We start from the raw sequence: 17,180 nt of genomic DNA on the forward strand, positions 1-17,180 counted from the left end.
TATATAGTATTACAATTCACTGATACTTAAATTATTCAATTTGCTGTCATTTATAGTGTTTCGCACACTTCCTATATTATGTTTCACCGTGAATTTTATTGTATCATCTTTCTTAAGATTGAAAATAGCATTACAGTTACCGCTTATAAAATTACTTACTGCACCGGCCTGAAAAGCAGGATAAGAATTTACTGTTTTAAATACAGGAATGTTATTTGTGCTTTGGCTGCTTTCAATTGCGGTTTCTATAAATGTATTTTTAGGTATATTTCCATTAGCCAGAGTAATGTTGAAAGAAACAAGATAAAAGCCATCACGTGGCGCTTTAAAAATTCCGGCGATTGGATCAAAATCTCCACCGGCACCGGTACCTAAATCAACTGTTTCTGTCCAGCCGGTAATAGTTGTTGTCGTTGCACTGGGAATATTTTGTGCAGAATTATTACTGGCATTTACCAGCGCTTTAGTAGGAGGGGTGAGTGGCAAAGCGATCCATTGCTCACCATCAGAATATTCTAAATATCCACCGGTATTATAACGTATTGCACCTCCACCTGCTGCAGAAGGGCTTTGTGTATTGCTGCCCAAACCAATGATTCCTTGATCGTTCGAAGATCTGAGATCAACCTTGGTAACAGGATTTAGAATACCAACCCCTACTTGACCTTGTGATGTAATAACAACATCGTTAGATATTTTTGTAGCATCAGGATTAGAACCGTTATCTTTTCCGGCATCTATATGCAGAGGCTGTGTAGGATTAGGGGTGAAAAAGCCTACCTGGGCTGTTGCCTTAATAGCCAGAAAAAATAAAATAGAAGAACATAGCTTATAAGTTATATTGATTTTCTTTTTCATGATCTATATCTTAATGTTCTATTATAGTTAGATTATTAAATCCATCATCCGGATTGGCGGGATCTGAAGAATTACTGGTAACTCTGAGAGGAATAGCACCGGAAGTAAGGTTTTGGTACAATCTGGCACTAACCTTGGTACCTGCAGCTAAAGTAAGAGTAACGGTACTTGATCCTCCAGCCTGTGTTGAACGTGTAGAATTGGCATCATCAGCTGTACCTGTCATAGACTGCCCGAAAGTTTTATATACACTGGCAAGAACAATACCTGTAGTAGGATTATAAAACTGGGATTCAACTCTGGAACCATCATTAATAACAGCACCTGTGAAATTGAATGTTAACAGAAAGGTATAAGTTCCGTTTCGGGGAGCTGTAAATTCACCGGTGCTTGGATCAAAGCTATTGTTCATATCACGTACCTCACTCCAGTTAATAATAGTTGTAGGAGTTGCTGGTGGTATTGATTGACTTATTATTTTACGAACCACAACAACAGATTTTTGAGGGGCAAGATAAACCTTGTTCCATACTGCACCGTCCGATACCTGAATTTTGGCTCCTACCGGAATATTGTTTACATCATATCGGGTAGCGCCTGCACCTGCCACCGCTGCCAGCATGCTGGTTGTTCCCAAACCGAGTGAATTTTCACTTCCTGCAGATCTCATATCTAACTGAACCAGAGGATTAAGAACTCCTGCTCCAATAAAACCTGTTGTTTTATTTACAATAAAATCATTAGAAAGTTGTGCCGGTGTTGGTGTACCCGAAGCTGGATTGTCTTTAGCACCATCTACGTGTAAACTTCCTAATGGGATAGACGTTCCGGTACCTACTTGTGCATAAAATGTGTTGGTAAGGAAACAAAAAGGAAGTATTAATAATTTGTGTTTTTTTTTAATCATATTTTAATAGGTCATTATCTTATTTTAAATATTAATGACATTCTAACAATCAGGATTTAAAAAGTAAACAATGTCTTAGGGAAATTGATTATTGATGTCATGATGAGTTGAAATCTGTTTGTGACTTAAATTTTTGCTTTTGAGGGAATTTAACAAAAAATTGGAGTTGCTCAATTTCCAATCAGTAACTGACAACAGATCATGCTTGAAAAGAATCATAACTCGTATAACAACAATTTAATTTCTTATCATTAATGTGTTTTTAGAATCTTCGATTATAATAATATATGTGCCACAACCAGAGTGTTTTAAATTTTTTCAAAAGTGAAATTTTTTTGAAGACTTACAAAAAATAGCATTAAGATATACTTCGATAAACCGATAGATTTTTGTCTATTATTTATACAGATGTGAAATCTAATTTTTAGAAATTAAGTAAATGTCTTTTAATCAATTTATTATGAAGATTTTCAAATGAAAATTATTAACTTTAATAGGCGAAATCCGAAAAGCATATAGAGTAGGAAAAACATCAAAACTGATTATTATGAAAAACTTAAAAAAACTTTCAAGACATGAGTTGACATCATTTAAAGGAGCCGGGCCAAACTGGTCATGCTCCCTTAATCCTTGTCCTCCCGGAACCTGTTGCCTTCCCGGAAGATGGCCGGATATTGCCAGAGCATGTTACATTTGTGCAGATTCTTAGATTTTGTAATTTTAAAAAATACAAAAAGCTGCAATTCCTTGAGTTTTGCAGCTTTGTTTTTATAATTTTTTTGATACCCCGGGATTTATTTTTTTAGTTTAAAATAACCATATATCAAAAGAGGTAAAGCAACGATCTGAAACAAAAACACAAGCAATGAAGGAATACCTTCAAGGTGACTTTCATTAGCTTTCATAAAAAGCTGTTTACCAAGCGGGCCGTTCGAGAATATGACAATATTAAACAAATTCCAGCCCAGATGAAGTCCTATGGGCAGATACAGTGATTTTGTCTTAGCGAAAGACTCTGCAAGCATCCATCCAAAGATAGCAGTCATTACAAAAATGATCCCCATCTGAAAAGGATTTCCGAATGCATTATAAGAAAACCAATGATAGATTCCAAAGCAGGCCGCAGAAAAAATACAGGCTTTAGTGTTTCCCCATTTTTCTATAGCAAGATAAAGCAATGCACCTCTGAAAAGTAATTCTTCAAACAATACAGATTTTAGAACCCACCATAAGCCCGTCAATGCTGCTGATAATGTGAACTGTTTATTCAGTATCCAGCTGTTGCTGATAAAGGCAGTTGTCATGATGTGGTAAAGACTGCAAACCGCTGCAGCTAAAATAAGGCCAGCGCTCCAATGAATCAGTCTTGTAGAGTCAGGTTTCAATCCTAAAACAGAGAGATCCTTTTTTGCAATGAACCGAAGCAGGAGCCATGAAATGATAAGTTCAATTATAATTCCAATCATAGGTCAAAAGTTTTTAGTTGATGAGGTCTTATTTCATTGAAAACGAAGTTAATAAAAAAATGGATGCAGTGATTATGATCCGCTGCATTATATCAAATATCAAATTTTTGCGATTTTATCAGATGCATATAAATTCCTTCTTCTGGTCTTCTTTTCCTTTCCTGAAAAATATTATCTTTAAAATTCATATCATGAACGAAAGCCGGATATATTGTCAATGAATAAAACTTTTGCAGATCAGGTCATCTATTTCAACCGGGATCTTACTTATACAGGAGAGCTTCCTGAAGATTTTGCTGTTTTAAACCCGTATCTGGATAATCCTGAAACGATGGAAGTGATGCAAAAGTTTTATCATAAATATTATGATGATTCCGATCAAAGAAAATTTATAGTGGGAATCAATCCCAGCCGTCACGGAGCAGGAATTACAGGAGTTCCGTTCACAGATACCAAAAGACTGGAAAGTGTTTGCGGAATACCGATGAAGTCTGCCTATACCCATGAAGTTTCTTCAGTTTTTATCTACGATATGATTGCAGAATATGGTGGTGCAGAATTATTTTACAAGGATGTATATATCAATTCTCCATTTCCTCTGGCTATTGTCAGGAAAACAAAAAACGGATGGCTTAATGCCAATTATTATGATGATAAACAACTGTTTGAAGCAGTCAAAGACTTTATGATTGAATCCCTGAAGAAGCATATCAGCCTGAACCTGGACACTTCGGAAGTTTTTATTCTGGGAAAAAAGAATGCTGATTTTATTACAAAATTAAATAAGGAAGCAAAACTGTTCGATACCATGACCGTTCTGGAACATCCGAGATACATTCAGCAATATAAATCAAAAGAAAAACAGCTGTATATAGACAAATACATTCTGGCCCTGAAAAAATAACCGTTCTTTTTATTTTTCATCATGGAACGACCATTTTTTATTAAATTACACTTATGAATGTTTTCCCTAAAGATGCAGGTTTCAAATACAGCTGGCGAACTTTTAAAAGCCCTTCATAAATGGACCAGATAAAATAAAAAATCCCTTATCGCTAAGGGATTGCCATTCATGAATTAGAATCTTTATGAGAACAAATACGAATGTGAACTGTCATTGTATTAATCTTTAATAACCTTGGTTAATTCATTTCCTGTCCTGATAAAATAAACCCCTTTCGGAAGCTCAGAAATATCAGTTTCGGTTGTACCTTTTTGAGTAGATACCTTTTTAATCAATTTTCCTTCCATGTTATAAATACCGGTTTCTGATGCCTTATCGGTTTGAATGGTAAGAGGCCCTTTCGTAGGATTTGGATAGATAGCTACATCTTTTTTAGAAACTTTTGTTTCCGTAGTACCCAGTACAAGATTGCTGTCTTTTACCCAGGTGAAAGCGTCAAAACCAACATATCTGAATCCTCCATCTGCGGTGATGCGAAGTTCATCAATGACAATATTGGAATAATTCTGGCCATTCAGGTTGGTGAGGTCAATCAGTGTATATCCGTTATTGGGAATAAGGCCCGTTGCAAAACCTGTTGTTTTTGTTTGGGTAAATTTTGTTACCCCGCTCAGCTTCCCGGTTATGGTAAGTGTGCCTGTTACATTCAGATCCAGATTCAAAGCAGAAAGATACATCCAGAACCTATTGACTTTAAATAAATTGGATGTTGTCCTGATACTGAAAGATGGAGGCGAGTCCTGATTGTTGGAATTATCAATGTACCTGTTATCATTTGATGTTCCATTCCAGCCGGTTCCGGGGAAGTTACCTTGAATATCAAAAACACTTACATGCGAGATAATATTGAATATTACACCGTTATCAGTAAAGCTTGTACTTCCGTGAGATTCCGTTTCAAATTGCTCTGTACTGGTCTGCCCGAGTGAAAAAATTGAAATGAGCAGACTACAAATAGTTAAAAAGGTAGTGCTTTTCATGATTTCTGTTTTAAATGTTAGGTTGCTTATGAATTATTTAACTGCGTGGAGGATAAATACCTTCAACACAGATGATATAATTGAGCCCAAGATAAGGTGGCATATTATTCACAGGTAAATTCTGACCTACAAATGAAATGCTCTGACCATTAATAACGGTATCAGGATTAGCATTATTAACAAAGCTTGGGACAACATTGAAATCCCTTCCAACCTGTGTTCCTGTGATAGCAATAGAGACAGCAGGGCTGGGAGTAGATGTATTGGCATTTTTATTCGCAACTTTGAGTTGGAAACCTCCTCCGATACTCGGAAGGTTTGATGCTAAAAGTGTATTTTGGGTAGTTCCTGAAACTACTCCCAAAGGATAAAATTCGTTTGCATTTACATTTCCGGCACCTAATGCCATACGTCCTTTTAGATTAGGCAGAGCAAACGTAGTTTTTCCGTCTCCACCGTAGGTAGTTCCTAAAATTGAGAATAGAGCACTGTTCTGTGCAATACTAAGTAGACTTCCGTCACAGAACATCCATCCTCTTGGTGCGAAATTTCCGGCAAATAATTTGACAATTCCAATGTATTCTTCCATGGTAAATAGTTTTCAGTTTAGTTTTTCCTACTCTTTTCAACGGCTTTTCGGATACCACCTTGTTGATTAATTTTATTAAGTCAAAGGAACGATTAATAGAAAATTGATGCTAGCGTAGAAAACACCAAATTAAATATTACGTATTTCTACCTACTGATAAATGAAGGATATGATGATTAGAATGTAACTATAATCTAAAAAAATGAAAACAAAACGCTCCTGATACACCTTTTTCTGCCAGTACTGCATCCTCCTGCTTTCATCTTTTCTGCCTCTTAAAAAATTCCTCTTAAATTTCCCCGAAAGCACTGTATTTAGTATTTTTGTAAGAATCCAATAAAAATAAAATGAGCGAATTTGTAGCATCAGAAATTAAAAATAATATTGCCGAAATTACTTTCGGAACTCCAAAAAGTAACTCACTTCCTGGAGCAATTTTAGAAAAACTGGCTCAGACCATCCTGGAAGAAGGAGCAAAAGATGAAGTAAAAGCCATCTTAGTAAAAAGCGAAGGCGAAAAAGCATTCTGTGCAGGAGCGAGCTTCGATGAGCTTTTAGCGATTGAAGAGCTGGAAGCTTCCACTCAATTCTTTGGTGGTTTTGCCAAAGTTCTGAATGCAATGAGAAACTGCGGTAAAATTGTAGTGGTAAGAGTACAAGGGAAAACAACCGGTGGGGGAGTAGGAATTGCCTGCGGAGCAGATTACTGTTTTGCAACAAAAGACTCAGCATTGGCACTTACAGAGATCAATCTGGGAATAGGTCCTTTTGTGATTGGCCCTTATGTAGAAAGGAAAATTGGTAAATCACAGTTTTCAGCAATGGCTATTGATGCAGATTTCAGATCTGCAGAATGGGCGGAACAGCACAATATTTACCATTCCGTGTCGGAAAATATCCGGGAAATGGATGAAAAGCTGGAGAAATTTATGCAGACACTGGCATCAAGGAGTAGTGATGCTCTGGCATTGATCAAAAAAGTGTCATGGGAAGGAACAGATCATTTTAATGAACTGATGCCGGCAAGAATTCACATGAGTGCAAGCCTTATCCTGGAAGATTCAGCAAAGAAGAATATTGAAGCGATTAAAGAAAGACTGAGAGCTAAATAATTTTCATCTTATAAAAATAAATGGCCGTTGATTCCTTCAGCGGCTTTTTTGTTCCATAATACTCACACATAATATATTTTCAAAAAATATTTTGTAGGTTCATAAAAAATTATAACTTTGTAATTCAAAGTTCTTTCTATGGAAACAAAAAACTATCACGAAGACTTATCCCATATCCGTTCCATGATGGAGCGGTCTTCCAGATTTATTTCTTTGAGCGGATTATCCGGAGTTGTAGCAGGGCTGGCAGCAATTATTGGGGCAGCGTATGTCTATTTTGTTTTTAAAAGAGAAGGCATTGATTATTTTGATGGCGACAGAAATATTTTTAAGCCTGCCTTAGTCAGAGAACTTGTATGGATTGGAATTACTATTTTAATTGCAGCCCTTCTCAGCGGATATATTTTTACAGCCAATAAAAGTAGAAAGAAAGGGCTTAAAATCTGGGATGCAACCACCAAACGGCTTTTGGCTGCTTTTGCTGTGCCTCTGCTAGCGGGAGGTTTTTTCTGCCTGGCACTCCTTTATCATCATCTTTTTGTATTTATTGCACCGGCTACACTGATCTTTTATGGATTAGCTTTAGTGAGTGCTGAAAGATATACCCTGACGGATATAAAGTATTTAGGATATTTTGAAATTGTTTTGGGATTGCTATCTCTTTTCTTTTTAGGTTGGGGATTGGTTTTCTGGGCAATTGGCTTCGGTGTCCTGCATATTGTGTATGGATTGATCATGCATAGGAAATATAAATAATGGGAATGACCATACTTGATCCTGTTTTTAATCCTTATTTTTGCACCGTTTTTTGAAACGAAGAAAAGCTGCAAAGACGGAGCTTGTGTAGGATAAAGAAAATATAAATAGTCAGTGGATGACGATTTCAGAATAAATAAGACAATAGTAAAATGATTAAAATAAGTCAACTCAATAAAGAATTCGAAAGCCGTGTAAGATTGGGCATTATGTCTGTTCTTATGGTTAACGACTGGGTTGATTTCTCTGAAATGAAAGGACTGCTTGAAATTACTGACGGTAACCTTGCCAGCCACAGCAATGCACTGGAGAAATCCGGATATATTGAAGTGAAAAAAGAATTTGTTGGTAAAAAGCCTAAGACCTCTTATCGTGTAACACAGAATGGAAGACAGGCCTTTACCGAGCATCTGGATGCCCTTGAAAAACTATTGGGACGGTAGTCGTATATTTTTTTTGAAAATTTACTTTGAATTACAAAGTACTTTATAGTATAAAATTAAATACAATGATAACACAAAAACAAAAAACAATCGCCATTTATGCACTTCCCTTGGCCTTATTGACTATTCCAATGCTGGGAAACATTTTCTCCAAAGAAGTTAACTGGACTGCTGCAGACTTTCTGATAGCAGGAATTCTACTCTTTACAACAGCTTTTCTGATCAATCTGGTCAGAAATAAAATCAAAAAACAAAGCCGGAAAATAATGCTCTCCATTTTTATTTTGCTGGCTCTGGTACTGATCTGGCTTGAACTGGCCGTAGGAATTTTTGGAAGTCCCTTTGCGGGAAGTTAAATGCCGGATTTATTAACTTATTAATATGACCAGAAAAGAATTTTTAAAAAGAATGATGTGGCTTTCGGCAGCAGGAGCGTTTCCGGCATTATACTCATGGCAGGTAGAACCTTTCTGGGTAGAATTTGTTGAAAAAAAACTGCCTGTAAAAAATTTGCCTTCATCACTGGCAGGAAAAGTAATGATGCAGATTTCCGATCTGCATGTGGGAGAGCGTTTCGACTGGAATTTTCTGATCAAAACATTTCAGGAAGCCAAACGGTTTAATCCTGACTTTGTAGTGTACACCGGAGATTATGTGAATTATGGAACTGCAGAGGAACACAATGCCCTTATAAAAGTTATGGAAAATTGCGTAATGGGAACAACCGCAACTTTCGGAATTCTGGGAAATCATGATTATGGAGTAAGCTGGAAAGATATGGAATGTGCAGACCGGATCTGTGAAATTTTAGAAGACAGAGGAATCGTTATGCTCAGAAATGCTCAACAGGAAATAGCAGGCTTAAATTTTATAGGATTTGATGATCTATGGTCTCCGGAGTTTCGTCCGGCAGAAGTCATGAAAGAATATGATCCCGGAAAAGCCAATATCATACTCTGTCACAACCCCGATGCCTGTGACCTGGATATCTGGAACGGTTACCGGGGCTGGATTCTGAGCGGGCACACCCATGGCGGACAATGCAGGATTCCGGGAATTATCACTCCGGTCCTCCCGGTGAAAAACAAAAAATACACATCAGGTGAAATTGATCTGGAAGACGGGAGAATACTGTATATCAACCGTGCCATAGGACATTCTTTTCAGGTCCGGTTTATGGTACGCCCGGAAATTACTGTTTTTACTTTAACACAAGCTTAATTATGAAAGATCAACACATTTTAAACATCGGAAAAGCAGTATTTGCTTTGCTTTTTCTGGCCGGAAACATTTGCCTTTTCGGATATATAATAACAAAAGATGAGTGGTTTGCGGGTTCAGGCTATATGGTGATGATCTTTGGATCGATGTCAAGTCTGGCTGTTATACTGGGATTGCTGGTATATGGTTTTATCAGCCGGGACCGGTTTGACATTTGCCTCAAAGCAATCGGTATCATGCTGCTCAATATCCCTATTGCTGTTCTTTATGCTTTAATAGGGATCAATATTCTTTAAATACAATAATACTATGAAAAAAATACGGGTTCAGTTTCTGCTTTTTGTGTATGATAAAACTCAAAAATTATACAGAAAATACTTTAAAAAGAGAAAAAGACAGTGGCAGTTCAATGAAAAACAACTGCTGGAATTTCAGGAAGACTCCCTGGGCAGGAAGCTTGGCGAATTTTACAGGAAACATGGCTTTTCAATGATCCCCAAAATGGAAAATCATGATGTACATCATCTGATCACAGGCTGTGGAACCAACTTTGAAGATGAGATTGCCATGCAGTACCTTCTTCTGGGAAATGGTAAGCTCAATGCCCATCTTCTGGCAGCTATCGTATTGGGAACATTTATTCTGCCTGAATATGTGAAAATTTATATCAAAGCGTACAGGAAAGGACAGAATATGAGAACATTTCATCACTGGGATTTCGAAGAGCTCCTGTGGCAGAATTTCGACCATGTGAAAGACTTCATTCAGCAGAAAGAAACCATTGTACTTCACTAAAAAACGGCAGTATGAATAAAATAAAATTCAGCCTGCTAGGGAAAAGAACATTTTTGATTTCTTTTCTGGCAGGAACATTACTGTGGGTTCTGTTTCTGATTACCCACTCGGATTTTCTGGTGATGATCGGTTTTTACTACGTACTCACAGCAATAGTTGCCAATGTGATCATACTTTTGCATGAGCTGATCGTCTTTATAACTAATGTCAGCGAAGAAAAAGCTTCCGGAAATTCAGTCCTTCTTCTGCTTGCCAATATTCCTATTGCACTGATCTATCTTTTTATTTTGGCGAATTAATATTCAGTTATTAACCTTAAAAATTTTTAATCTTATGAAAACACATCACTATATATTCATCACAACCCTTCTGTTTGTTATCGTATTCTACGATCAGGATGTAGGGCTGAATCTTGGAATCCTTGGAGTTGTTTATTCCGTATTGACATGGTTTAAAACTCCGGGAAGAAATAAAACGGGAACCCTGCACATTCTTTTAGGTACCAGTATCCTGTCGGGTGTCGCATTTGCATGGTATGGCGATTTTGCATCGTTTCTTGCGCTAGTAAGTTCTTTGCTTTTGTTGGGATACCGGGCCAGAAACAGAAAAATGAAGATCCTCTTTCTCATTCCTGTTTTTATTTCCAATGGATGTACCTCAATCTGCAGGATCTTCAGCTTTGATCAGTGGCTGCCCAAAAGGAATGTTTCAGGGTTGTGGCAAAAGACATTCGCTTTTATCCTGATTCCGTTGATTCTGGTATCCGTTTTCTTCGGGATCTATTCTGCGGGAAGTGACCATTTTGCAGCCCTTTTTACAGACTATGAACTTGATCTTAACCTGTGGCAGGTGTTCTGTCTTTCCGTTCTTGGATTTTTTATTGCCTTTAATTACTGGAACTTTGCCGTTGAAAGACTGATCTACAAAACCCACTATGTTTTAGACAATGATTTCCAGAATGATTCCCGGATACCGAAGCCTACCTATTCCTTTCTTGATCTGGACGCAGAAAGAATGAGTGGTGTCATCTCCTTCCTTTCATTAAATATTCTGCTGATCTTTTTCATTATCACTTACAACTACGAGCAGTTTTATGAAGTATCCAAAACTCCCGTTCAGCTTTCCGAAGAAACCCATGAAAGAGTGAATGCCGTTATCTTATCAATAATCATGGCGATTCTGGTCATCATGTTTTACTTTAAATCAGACTTTAATTTTGATCCGAAAGCCGGCATGATGAAAATTTCAGCAAAAATCTGGATTCTGCTGAATGCAGTTCTTGTGCTTTCGGCAGCTGCGAAAAACTTTGAATATATTGTAAATTACGGCTTTACCTATAAGAGGCTCGGTGTTTTTTTATTTCTTCTTCTAGCCCTTACAGGACTTGCTCTGACCTTTATTAAAATTCAGAAGAAAAAAAGGAATGCTTATCTCTTCAATACGATGGTATGGTATATTTACGGAACCATTTTACTATGCAGTTTTATCAACTGGGGAGGCTTTGTAACGTCACAGAATATGAACCGGAGAAACTTTAATGTAGGTTATCATCTGACAGATGTCAATTTCAGTGAAAAAGCTCTGCTGAAATATGCTGCTGAAAAAAATGACGGGAAACTTAAAAAGAATATCCTTAATAAAATAAAAGAAGAAAAATCCAAAACTTTCCTTTCTAAGATTCTTTATTATGAAACCATTTAGTAAGTTTTTTTTAAGGCAGAATTCAACCCTAAATGCAGGCCCCGGAATGAACTTGGAACAATTTTAGCATATAAAAAGAACTGATGAACCAGGATGGTGTGAAAATAAAAAGGAGAACTTCCATCTCCAAATCTCCGGCTTCCATCTTTTCCACCTCCTTAAAATTAATTATTATGAAAAAAAGCTTATTGTTAATTCCATTGATTATCGTTGCCTGTAAAAAAGAACCTGCTGTGACTGCAACGCAGGATAAAGACTCTACAGCAGCCACAGAAATGCCGGACTCCGTTTATAAAACAGATTCTGCAGCATTAAGAACCAAAGATTCAATTATTAACAATGCTCCGGCTACGAAAGAAGTCCTGCGCAAAGGAGTGATGAGAAGTGAAAAAGAAGGCCAGATCGTAAGAACGGCTGATGCATCACAGCTTCCCTTTACATTAGGGGAAGAGTTTACAAAAGATGATCAGGAGCTGGTATTGAAGCTGACTCATTATGACCAGGCAAAAATCAAAGCTAAAATTTCAACCAAGGAAAAAGATTTTAATATCCGTTTTAATCAGATAAAACTTCCTAACGGAGACTATGACGGACCTTTCGGAAGAGAGATAACCTATGAAACCCCGGGAAAAGGAGAGGTGTGGCTTATCATCGGTAAAAGTAATATGGCTTCAGGAAATACCAAAGGAAGCTTTACCGTAAGTGTTGAATAAATTTCAGCTATTTTGGTACAGTTTCTGCAAAGTATACTGTGAAGTTTAAAATTTAATATTATGAAAAATATAGTTCTAACAGCAATGGCTGCCTCAGCTGTACTTGTAAGTTGCGGAACCGTACAGTCGCTGGTTCAGAATACCTTTCCTTATACAACGAATGTTCTGGTGTCTACCGGAGTACCTGCTGATAAAGAAGTATCTTCAACGGCAACTGCTACCAATGTTCAGACCTGGTTCGGAGGAAATAACAATGCACAGATCAAGGATGTAAGAATTTCAGATGCTAAAATTTCAGTGGCATCACCTTCAGGAGGAAACCTGAGTGCATTCAAAACCGTTAAAATTTATGTTTCTTCAGCCGGAACCGGTGAAAGACTGATTGCTTCACGTTCAAATATATCCACCAGTTCTTCCAGCCTGAATCTGGATCTTAATGATACCGGTTTTCTGGATGAGATTGTAAAAAGTTCAGGTTTGACTATAAGAACCGTTTATGAGCTGAAGAACCAGACTTCTTCAGATATGAACATTAAAGTTGCGCTGAATTTTAGCAGCGTTCCCGCAAAATAAATTTTGTTAAGACCATAAAGAAAACCCACCTTTCAGAATTTCTGAAAGGTGGGTTTATTATACAGCTGTTACTTTCCTTCGGAGGATTGTTATTTATAATTTCGTGAATTTCTCAACCACTCTTCTCGAACCTTCATTGATATTGATGAGGTACTGACCTGCCGGAAGTTGTGAAACATCGATCTTTTCATCAGGTGCAACCGTATTTTTCATAACCGTTCTTCCCTGAATATTGATGATTTCAACATCCAGCTTTTTATCTTCACTACTTTGAACAGCGATATGCCCGGTAGAAGGATTGGGATAAATTTTTACCGTTAAAGAAGGAAGAACTTGGGCTTTACCTGTAAATCCGCTTTCCAGTTTTAAAATAGCGTTCTTTACGTTAGGCAGCGGACCTATCTTTTGGCCTGTTACCGTACCTCCTTGTGGGATTCCTGTAGAGATCAGAAGATTCTTCATTGCAGCCGGAGTCAGATATTGTCCTGTATTCTGATAATAGAAAGACTGTATCAATACCGCAGCAGACGCTACAACAGGTGTTGCAGAGCTGGTTCCGCTAAAGTAATTGTAAGTCCTGTTGTTATCATTATCATACTTGGCATAAGAACCGTAGCCAGCCGCAAGAACACTGCTTCCCCAACCTTGTACATCCACTCTGTTCCCAAACGTACTGAAGCTGAGTTTGGAATGCGTCGTATTAGGAGATCCTGCTCCTACAATGATGGCTCCGCTGTTACCTCTTGACAGGTATGATGCATAGAAAGGATCATCCAGATTCTGGTTTCCGTTCCCTGCTGCTGCTATAATGATAATTCCTGAGTCTGTAGCTGCTTTGGTCAGGTCCCAGATTACTTTGTCATATTCTGCAGGACAATACTGCCCATCTTTTCCGCCGGTCTGCATTTCATATAAGATAATGTCTCCGGCCTGAGAAGCATTGATAGAGCGGCTTACGGCTGCAGCCCTGTTATAGCCTACGGTCGTCCATTCCATATATCCTTTGATATCAGATGCACTGTAAACAGAACCTGTGAGCCCGATATTGTCTTTTATTGATCCCAGAATACTGACTACAGCAGTGCCATGATCCCTGTAATTATTGCCTGATAATCCTGAGTTGGGACTGTATCCGGGTTCCAGCTGAATAGAATTTTGATTGGCCAGCATTTCATGGGTTTTATAGAAGCCATATTCCACATCACGGATGCGTATATTCTGACCTGTAACCCCTCTTGACCATGCATATTTTGCATTGATTCCCGGGTTGTCATTCAGATAAGTCTGTACGCTTTCCAGATCAGGAGTGGCTACAAACATATTGACCAAAGGAGGTTCTATCGGTACATTGCTCATTACCGATACATATTCCACTTCAGGGAATCTTTCAAGGGCACGGACCAGTTTCTGGGTAGTATCTTCATTCTGCAGCGGAATATCTGCTTTGAAAATTCTTTTCAGTTTTTCCACAGACTCTGCTGAATTTCCGATTTCCTTGCTGGTTCTTGTCATTTCGTCCAGTTTACGGTCTGAAAATCCCAGGTCATAAGTAAATGAAATTTTATTTTCCTGTACAAATTTTTCCAGGCCAGCATTTCTGCTGAAAGCCGCCTTGTCTGAATGGATGCCTTTTGAAAAGCATACATACACAATAGCATTCTGGTTTGTGTTATGGATGGATTTACCGGTTTGGTCCTGTCCAAAGGATAAAGAAGTGCAGAAGGTGAATAATGCAAAAAGTTTAATTTTTGTTTTCATATTATTTTTGTTAAATGGTTGTGAATCAGATTTGGTTTAATCAAAAATAATAATAAAATGAAAACAAATCACGTTTTTGTGAATTTATTTGAAAAATAATTTTACTTAAAAATCTATGAATATGCTCAGCCTTTTGCAGCAAGGGGAATGGGTATTTCTGTAAAAAGATAACGACCAAAAAAACGTCTTTCAACAATTTTGAAAGACATTTTTAATTTTAATCAATATATTTCAGCTGAAGCAATATTCTTCTGATGTGGCCGGTAATAAATGTATTGTTATTGGTAAGCCAAATAATAGATATTTCTTTTTCGGGGATCATTATTAAATGGGATTTAAAGCCTCCCTGATCTCCGGCATGCTCTATCACCCGTACTTTTTCTTCTGTTTTTATATCGGAATAAAAACCGTTATGAACAAACCAGATACCTGTATGGTCTGCAGGTTTATCACTCTTCCAGTTTGCCGGCTTACGTACTGTCTGGGATTCTTTAATGCTCATACAGTCTATAAACTTACAGGTTTGAATGGCGGAGATATATTTTTTAAGATCATCAATGGAACTCCAGACTCCGCCATTACCGGCAGCTGCAAATGTAGGAGATTCACCGTAATCATATTCCTGATACACACTCTCTCTCAGGATATAACCATGAGCTACATTTTTGTCAGGAAAACTTCCATCAGTTATTGTACTGTTTTTCATTCCTGAGGGTTTGAATATATTTTCAGAAATAAATCGTTGCCATTTCATATGACTTGCCTTTTCAATAATCAATGCCAGCCCGTTATAAGCAGGATTGGAATATTCATATTGAGTACCCGGCTCAAATTTTAATGAGTCGGCAAATTTTAAAGGCTTAAAATTTTCTTCATCTTTTGCTGTAAGATAAAAAATACTATCTCTTTCAACATGTCTGAGATCCGGAAGTCCGGAAGTATGGGTGAGAAGATGCTGAAGCTTAATGGAAGATGCTATTTTCTTGTTTTTAAAATCCGGAAAAAAAATGAGAAGGCTGTCATCAGTGGAGAGCTTTTTTCTATTCTGGAGTATTGAAATTCCGTAAGAAACAAATGTCTTGGAAATAGAGCCTAAATTTGAAACGGTCTTACTGGTGAATTTTTCTTTTGTCTTAAGGTCAGCCAGTCCAAATGAATTTTCATACAGGGTTTTGTTTCCCTGCTGGATCAGAATACTGCCTCCTGGATTATTGGCCTGAAAAACTGTTGAAAATGCGGAGTCTAGTTTTATTTTTAAAAGTTCCTCCCGGTTTTGACCAGAGCACAAAAGTCCTGTACTGAATAAGACCAAAGCCAGGGATTTTAACTGAAGATTTTTGAGCATATAAATCATTGATTCGTTGATGAGATGGTTCTTGTCTTTCTCTGATCAGCTTTTTGTGACTGAATCCATTACAATGGTCACGGGCCCGTCATTGATCAGGAATACTTTCATATCAGCCCCGAAAATTCCGCTTTCGGTTTTTAACCCGGATTTAGCTATTTCTTCTTTAAAATAATCAAACAGCGGAACGGCTTTATCAGGTTTTGCAGCCTTAATGAATGAGGGGCGGTTCCCTTTTTTATAGTCAGCAATTAACGTAAACTGGCTGATGCACAGAATCTCTCCGGAAATGTCCTTTACAGAAAGATTAAGCTTATCATCTTCATCACCAAAAATTCTGAGGTTCAGTACTTTTTGTACCAGCCAGTCTGCATCCGTTTTTTCATCATTTTCATCAATCCCTACCAGCAGCATCAATCCTTTTCCGATTTCACCCACAATTTTTCCGTCTACTTTTACACTGGCTTCTGAGACTCTTTGTATAACGATCTTCATTTTATTCTAAATAGTTAATAGTAAATACTTAACGTTTTCGCTACCGGATCATAATTGTATGAATTATAGGTTTTTGGAGGAAGAGATGTTTTAGAGCCTGACTCCGGTTGTCCGGTTCTTAAAATCCATCGTGAATTGTCTTTTGGACATACGATAACAATATTATCTTTTACCTCAAGTGTTGTATCATTGTCCGGGCATATATGAGGCGCATTCCGGTCATATATTTTAAACGCATTGCCGGTTCGTACAGCAATCAGACCTCTGGTTCCCGACTGCTGTTCATTGATGTAAATCCATCCTCCGTCGTAATTTAAATTATTATAGGCAGGAAGGTTTAAATTTAAAGTTACATTGATCGGGTTATTGGGAAAGCAGTTCACAGTATCTTCTCTGTTACTGCACGAGTTTATGGTTAAATCACTGAAAATCAGTATAGTGAAAATAGCTAAGATTGAAAAAGTTTTTTTCATTTCAATTTAAATTTTTATATATTTGTAAAAA

At 37.4% G+C, this 17,180-nt stretch carries 22 protein-coding genes; 13 read left to right on the plus strand and 9 right to left on the minus strand.

Annotation, left to right across the window (positions count from 1 at the left end; genetic code table 11):
• Positions 1–9 precede the first annotated feature (9 nt).
• Positions 10–858 carry a hypothetical protein gene (locus ACTJJF_RS21540; RefSeq protein ID WP_440700984.1) on the minus strand — a complete coding sequence of 283 codons (849 nt, stop codon included), beginning with the start codon at positions 856–858 and terminating at the stop codon, positions 10–12.
• Positions 859–868: 10 nt separating this feature from the next.
• Entirely contained in the window at positions 869–1,765 is an 897-nt protein-coding gene (locus ACTJJF_RS21545; protein WP_440700985.1) for a hypothetical protein, read from the minus strand.
• 547 nt (positions 1,766–2,312) lie between these two features.
• Here ACTJJF_RS21545 and ACTJJF_RS21550 point away from each other — a divergent pair.
• Positions 2,313–2,474: a bacteriocin-like protein gene (locus ACTJJF_RS21550; protein WP_440700986.1), complete on the plus strand. Its 162-nt coding sequence runs from the start codon at positions 2,313–2,315 to the stop codon at positions 2,472–2,474.
• 85 nt (positions 2,475–2,559) lie between these two features.
• Here ACTJJF_RS21550 and ACTJJF_RS21555 read toward each other — a convergent pair whose 3' ends face one another.
• A complete protein-coding gene (locus tag ACTJJF_RS21555) occupies positions 2,560–3,231 on the minus strand; it encodes a lysostaphin resistance A-like protein (protein WP_440700987.1) in 672 nt (223 codons plus the stop codon).
• Positions 3,232–3,448: 217 nt separating this feature from the next.
• Between ACTJJF_RS21555 and ACTJJF_RS21560 the strand changes: the two genes are divergently transcribed.
• Positions 3,449–4,135 carry an SMUG2 DNA glycosylase family protein gene (locus ACTJJF_RS21560; RefSeq protein ID WP_440700988.1) on the plus strand — a complete coding sequence of 229 codons (687 nt, stop codon included), beginning with the start codon at positions 3,449–3,451 and terminating at the stop codon, positions 4,133–4,135.
• A gap of 218 nt (positions 4,136–4,353) precedes the next feature.
• On the opposite strand, the gene ACTJJF_RS21565 is transcribed toward ACTJJF_RS21560, so the two are convergent.
• Together ACTJJF_RS21565 and ACTJJF_RS21570 are read right to left on the minus strand one after the other, a co-directional pair.
• On the minus strand, positions 4,354–5,175 hold the full coding sequence (locus ACTJJF_RS21565) for a T9SS type A sorting domain-containing protein (RefSeq protein ID WP_440700989.1): 822 nt from the start codon (positions 5,173–5,175) through the stop codon (positions 4,354–4,356).
• Between the two features lie 37 nt (positions 5,176–5,212).
• Positions 5,213–5,764, minus strand: coding sequence for a phage tail protein (locus tag ACTJJF_RS21570; RefSeq protein WP_312304652.1), 552 nt, complete (start codon positions 5,762–5,764; stop codon positions 5,213–5,215).
• Positions 5,765–6,111: 347 nt separating this feature from the next.
• Between ACTJJF_RS21570 and ACTJJF_RS21575 the strand changes: the two genes are divergently transcribed.
• The 11 genes from ACTJJF_RS21575 to ACTJJF_RS21625 all read left to right on the plus strand — a co-directional run bounded on the left by ACTJJF_RS21575 (position 6,112) and on the right by ACTJJF_RS21625 (position 13,078).
• Entirely contained in the window at positions 6,112–6,876 is a 765-nt protein-coding gene (locus tag ACTJJF_RS21575; RefSeq protein ID WP_312304649.1) for an enoyl-CoA hydratase/isomerase family protein, read from the plus strand.
• A gap of 138 nt (positions 6,877–7,014) precedes the next feature.
• Positions 7,015–7,632, plus strand: coding sequence for a hypothetical protein (locus tag ACTJJF_RS21580; RefSeq protein ID WP_440700990.1), 618 nt, complete (start codon positions 7,015–7,017; stop codon positions 7,630–7,632).
• Positions 7,633–7,784: 152 nt separating this feature from the next.
• Entirely contained in the window at positions 7,785–8,075 is a 291-nt protein-coding gene (locus tag ACTJJF_RS21585; RefSeq protein WP_312304644.1) for a winged helix-turn-helix domain-containing protein, read from the plus strand.
• 65 nt (positions 8,076–8,140) lie between these two features.
• Positions 8,141–8,431, plus strand: coding sequence for a hypothetical protein (locus ACTJJF_RS21590; RefSeq protein ID WP_440700991.1), 291 nt, complete (start codon positions 8,141–8,143; stop codon positions 8,429–8,431).
• A gap of 25 nt (positions 8,432–8,456) precedes the next feature.
• A complete protein-coding gene (locus tag ACTJJF_RS21595; protein ID WP_440700992.1) occupies positions 8,457–9,296 on the plus strand; it encodes a metallophosphoesterase in 840 nt (279 codons plus the stop codon).
• 2 nt (positions 9,297–9,298) lie between these two features.
• On the plus strand, positions 9,299–9,592 hold the full coding sequence (locus tag ACTJJF_RS21600) for a hypothetical protein (protein WP_440700993.1): 294 nt from the start codon (positions 9,299–9,301) through the stop codon (positions 9,590–9,592).
• A gap of 13 nt (positions 9,593–9,605) precedes the next feature.
• Entirely contained in the window at positions 9,606–10,091 is a 486-nt protein-coding gene (locus ACTJJF_RS21605; protein WP_312304634.1) for a Coq4 family protein, read from the plus strand.
• Between the two features lie 11 nt (positions 10,092–10,102).
• Entirely contained in the window at positions 10,103–10,390 is a 288-nt protein-coding gene (locus ACTJJF_RS21610; protein ID WP_312304631.1) for a hypothetical protein, read from the plus strand.
• A gap of 34 nt (positions 10,391–10,424) precedes the next feature.
• On the plus strand, positions 10,425–11,792 hold the full coding sequence (locus tag ACTJJF_RS21615) for a DUF4153 domain-containing protein (protein ID WP_312304628.1): 1,368 nt from the start codon (positions 10,425–10,427) through the stop codon (positions 11,790–11,792).
• Positions 11,793–11,965: 173 nt separating this feature from the next.
• Positions 11,966–12,505 (plus strand): hypothetical protein, encoded by a 540-nt coding sequence (locus tag ACTJJF_RS21620; protein ID WP_312304625.1) that lies wholly within the window; start codon positions 11,966–11,968, stop codon positions 12,503–12,505.
• A 60-nt stretch (positions 12,506–12,565) separates the two neighbouring features.
• Positions 12,566–13,078 carry a hypothetical protein gene (locus ACTJJF_RS21625; protein ID WP_312304622.1) on the plus strand — a complete coding sequence of 171 codons (513 nt, stop codon included), beginning with the start codon at positions 12,566–12,568 and terminating at the stop codon, positions 13,076–13,078.
• 93 nt (positions 13,079–13,171) lie between these two features.
• Here ACTJJF_RS21625 and ACTJJF_RS21630 read toward each other — a convergent pair whose 3' ends face one another.
• From ACTJJF_RS21630 to ACTJJF_RS21645, 4 genes are all read right to left on the minus strand, one after another.
• Positions 13,172–14,836 (minus strand): S8/S53 family peptidase, encoded by a 1,665-nt coding sequence (locus ACTJJF_RS21630; protein ID WP_440700994.1) that lies wholly within the window; start codon positions 14,834–14,836, stop codon positions 13,172–13,174.
• 217 nt (positions 14,837–15,053) lie between these two features.
• Positions 15,054–16,181 carry a serine hydrolase domain-containing protein gene (locus tag ACTJJF_RS21635; protein ID WP_440700995.1) on the minus strand — a complete coding sequence of 376 codons (1,128 nt, stop codon included), beginning with the start codon at positions 16,179–16,181 and terminating at the stop codon, positions 15,054–15,056.
• A 45-nt stretch (positions 16,182–16,226) separates the two neighbouring features.
• Complete coding sequence (dtd, locus tag ACTJJF_RS21640) at positions 16,227–16,676, minus strand: D-aminoacyl-tRNA deacylase (RefSeq protein WP_440700996.1); 450 nt, start codon at positions 16,674–16,676, stop codon at positions 16,227–16,229.
• 14 nt (positions 16,677–16,690) lie between these two features.
• Positions 16,691–17,149 carry a hypothetical protein gene (locus ACTJJF_RS21645; protein ID WP_440700997.1) on the minus strand — a complete coding sequence of 153 codons (459 nt, stop codon included), beginning with the start codon at positions 17,147–17,149 and terminating at the stop codon, positions 16,691–16,693.
• Positions 17,150–17,180 lie beyond the last annotated feature (31 nt).

Origin of the sequence: Chryseobacterium sp. 22458, from assembly GCF_052044975.1 — a bacterium.
In the GTDB taxonomy this organism is placed as follows: domain Bacteria; phylum Bacteroidota; class Bacteroidia; order Flavobacteriales; family Weeksellaceae; genus Chryseobacterium.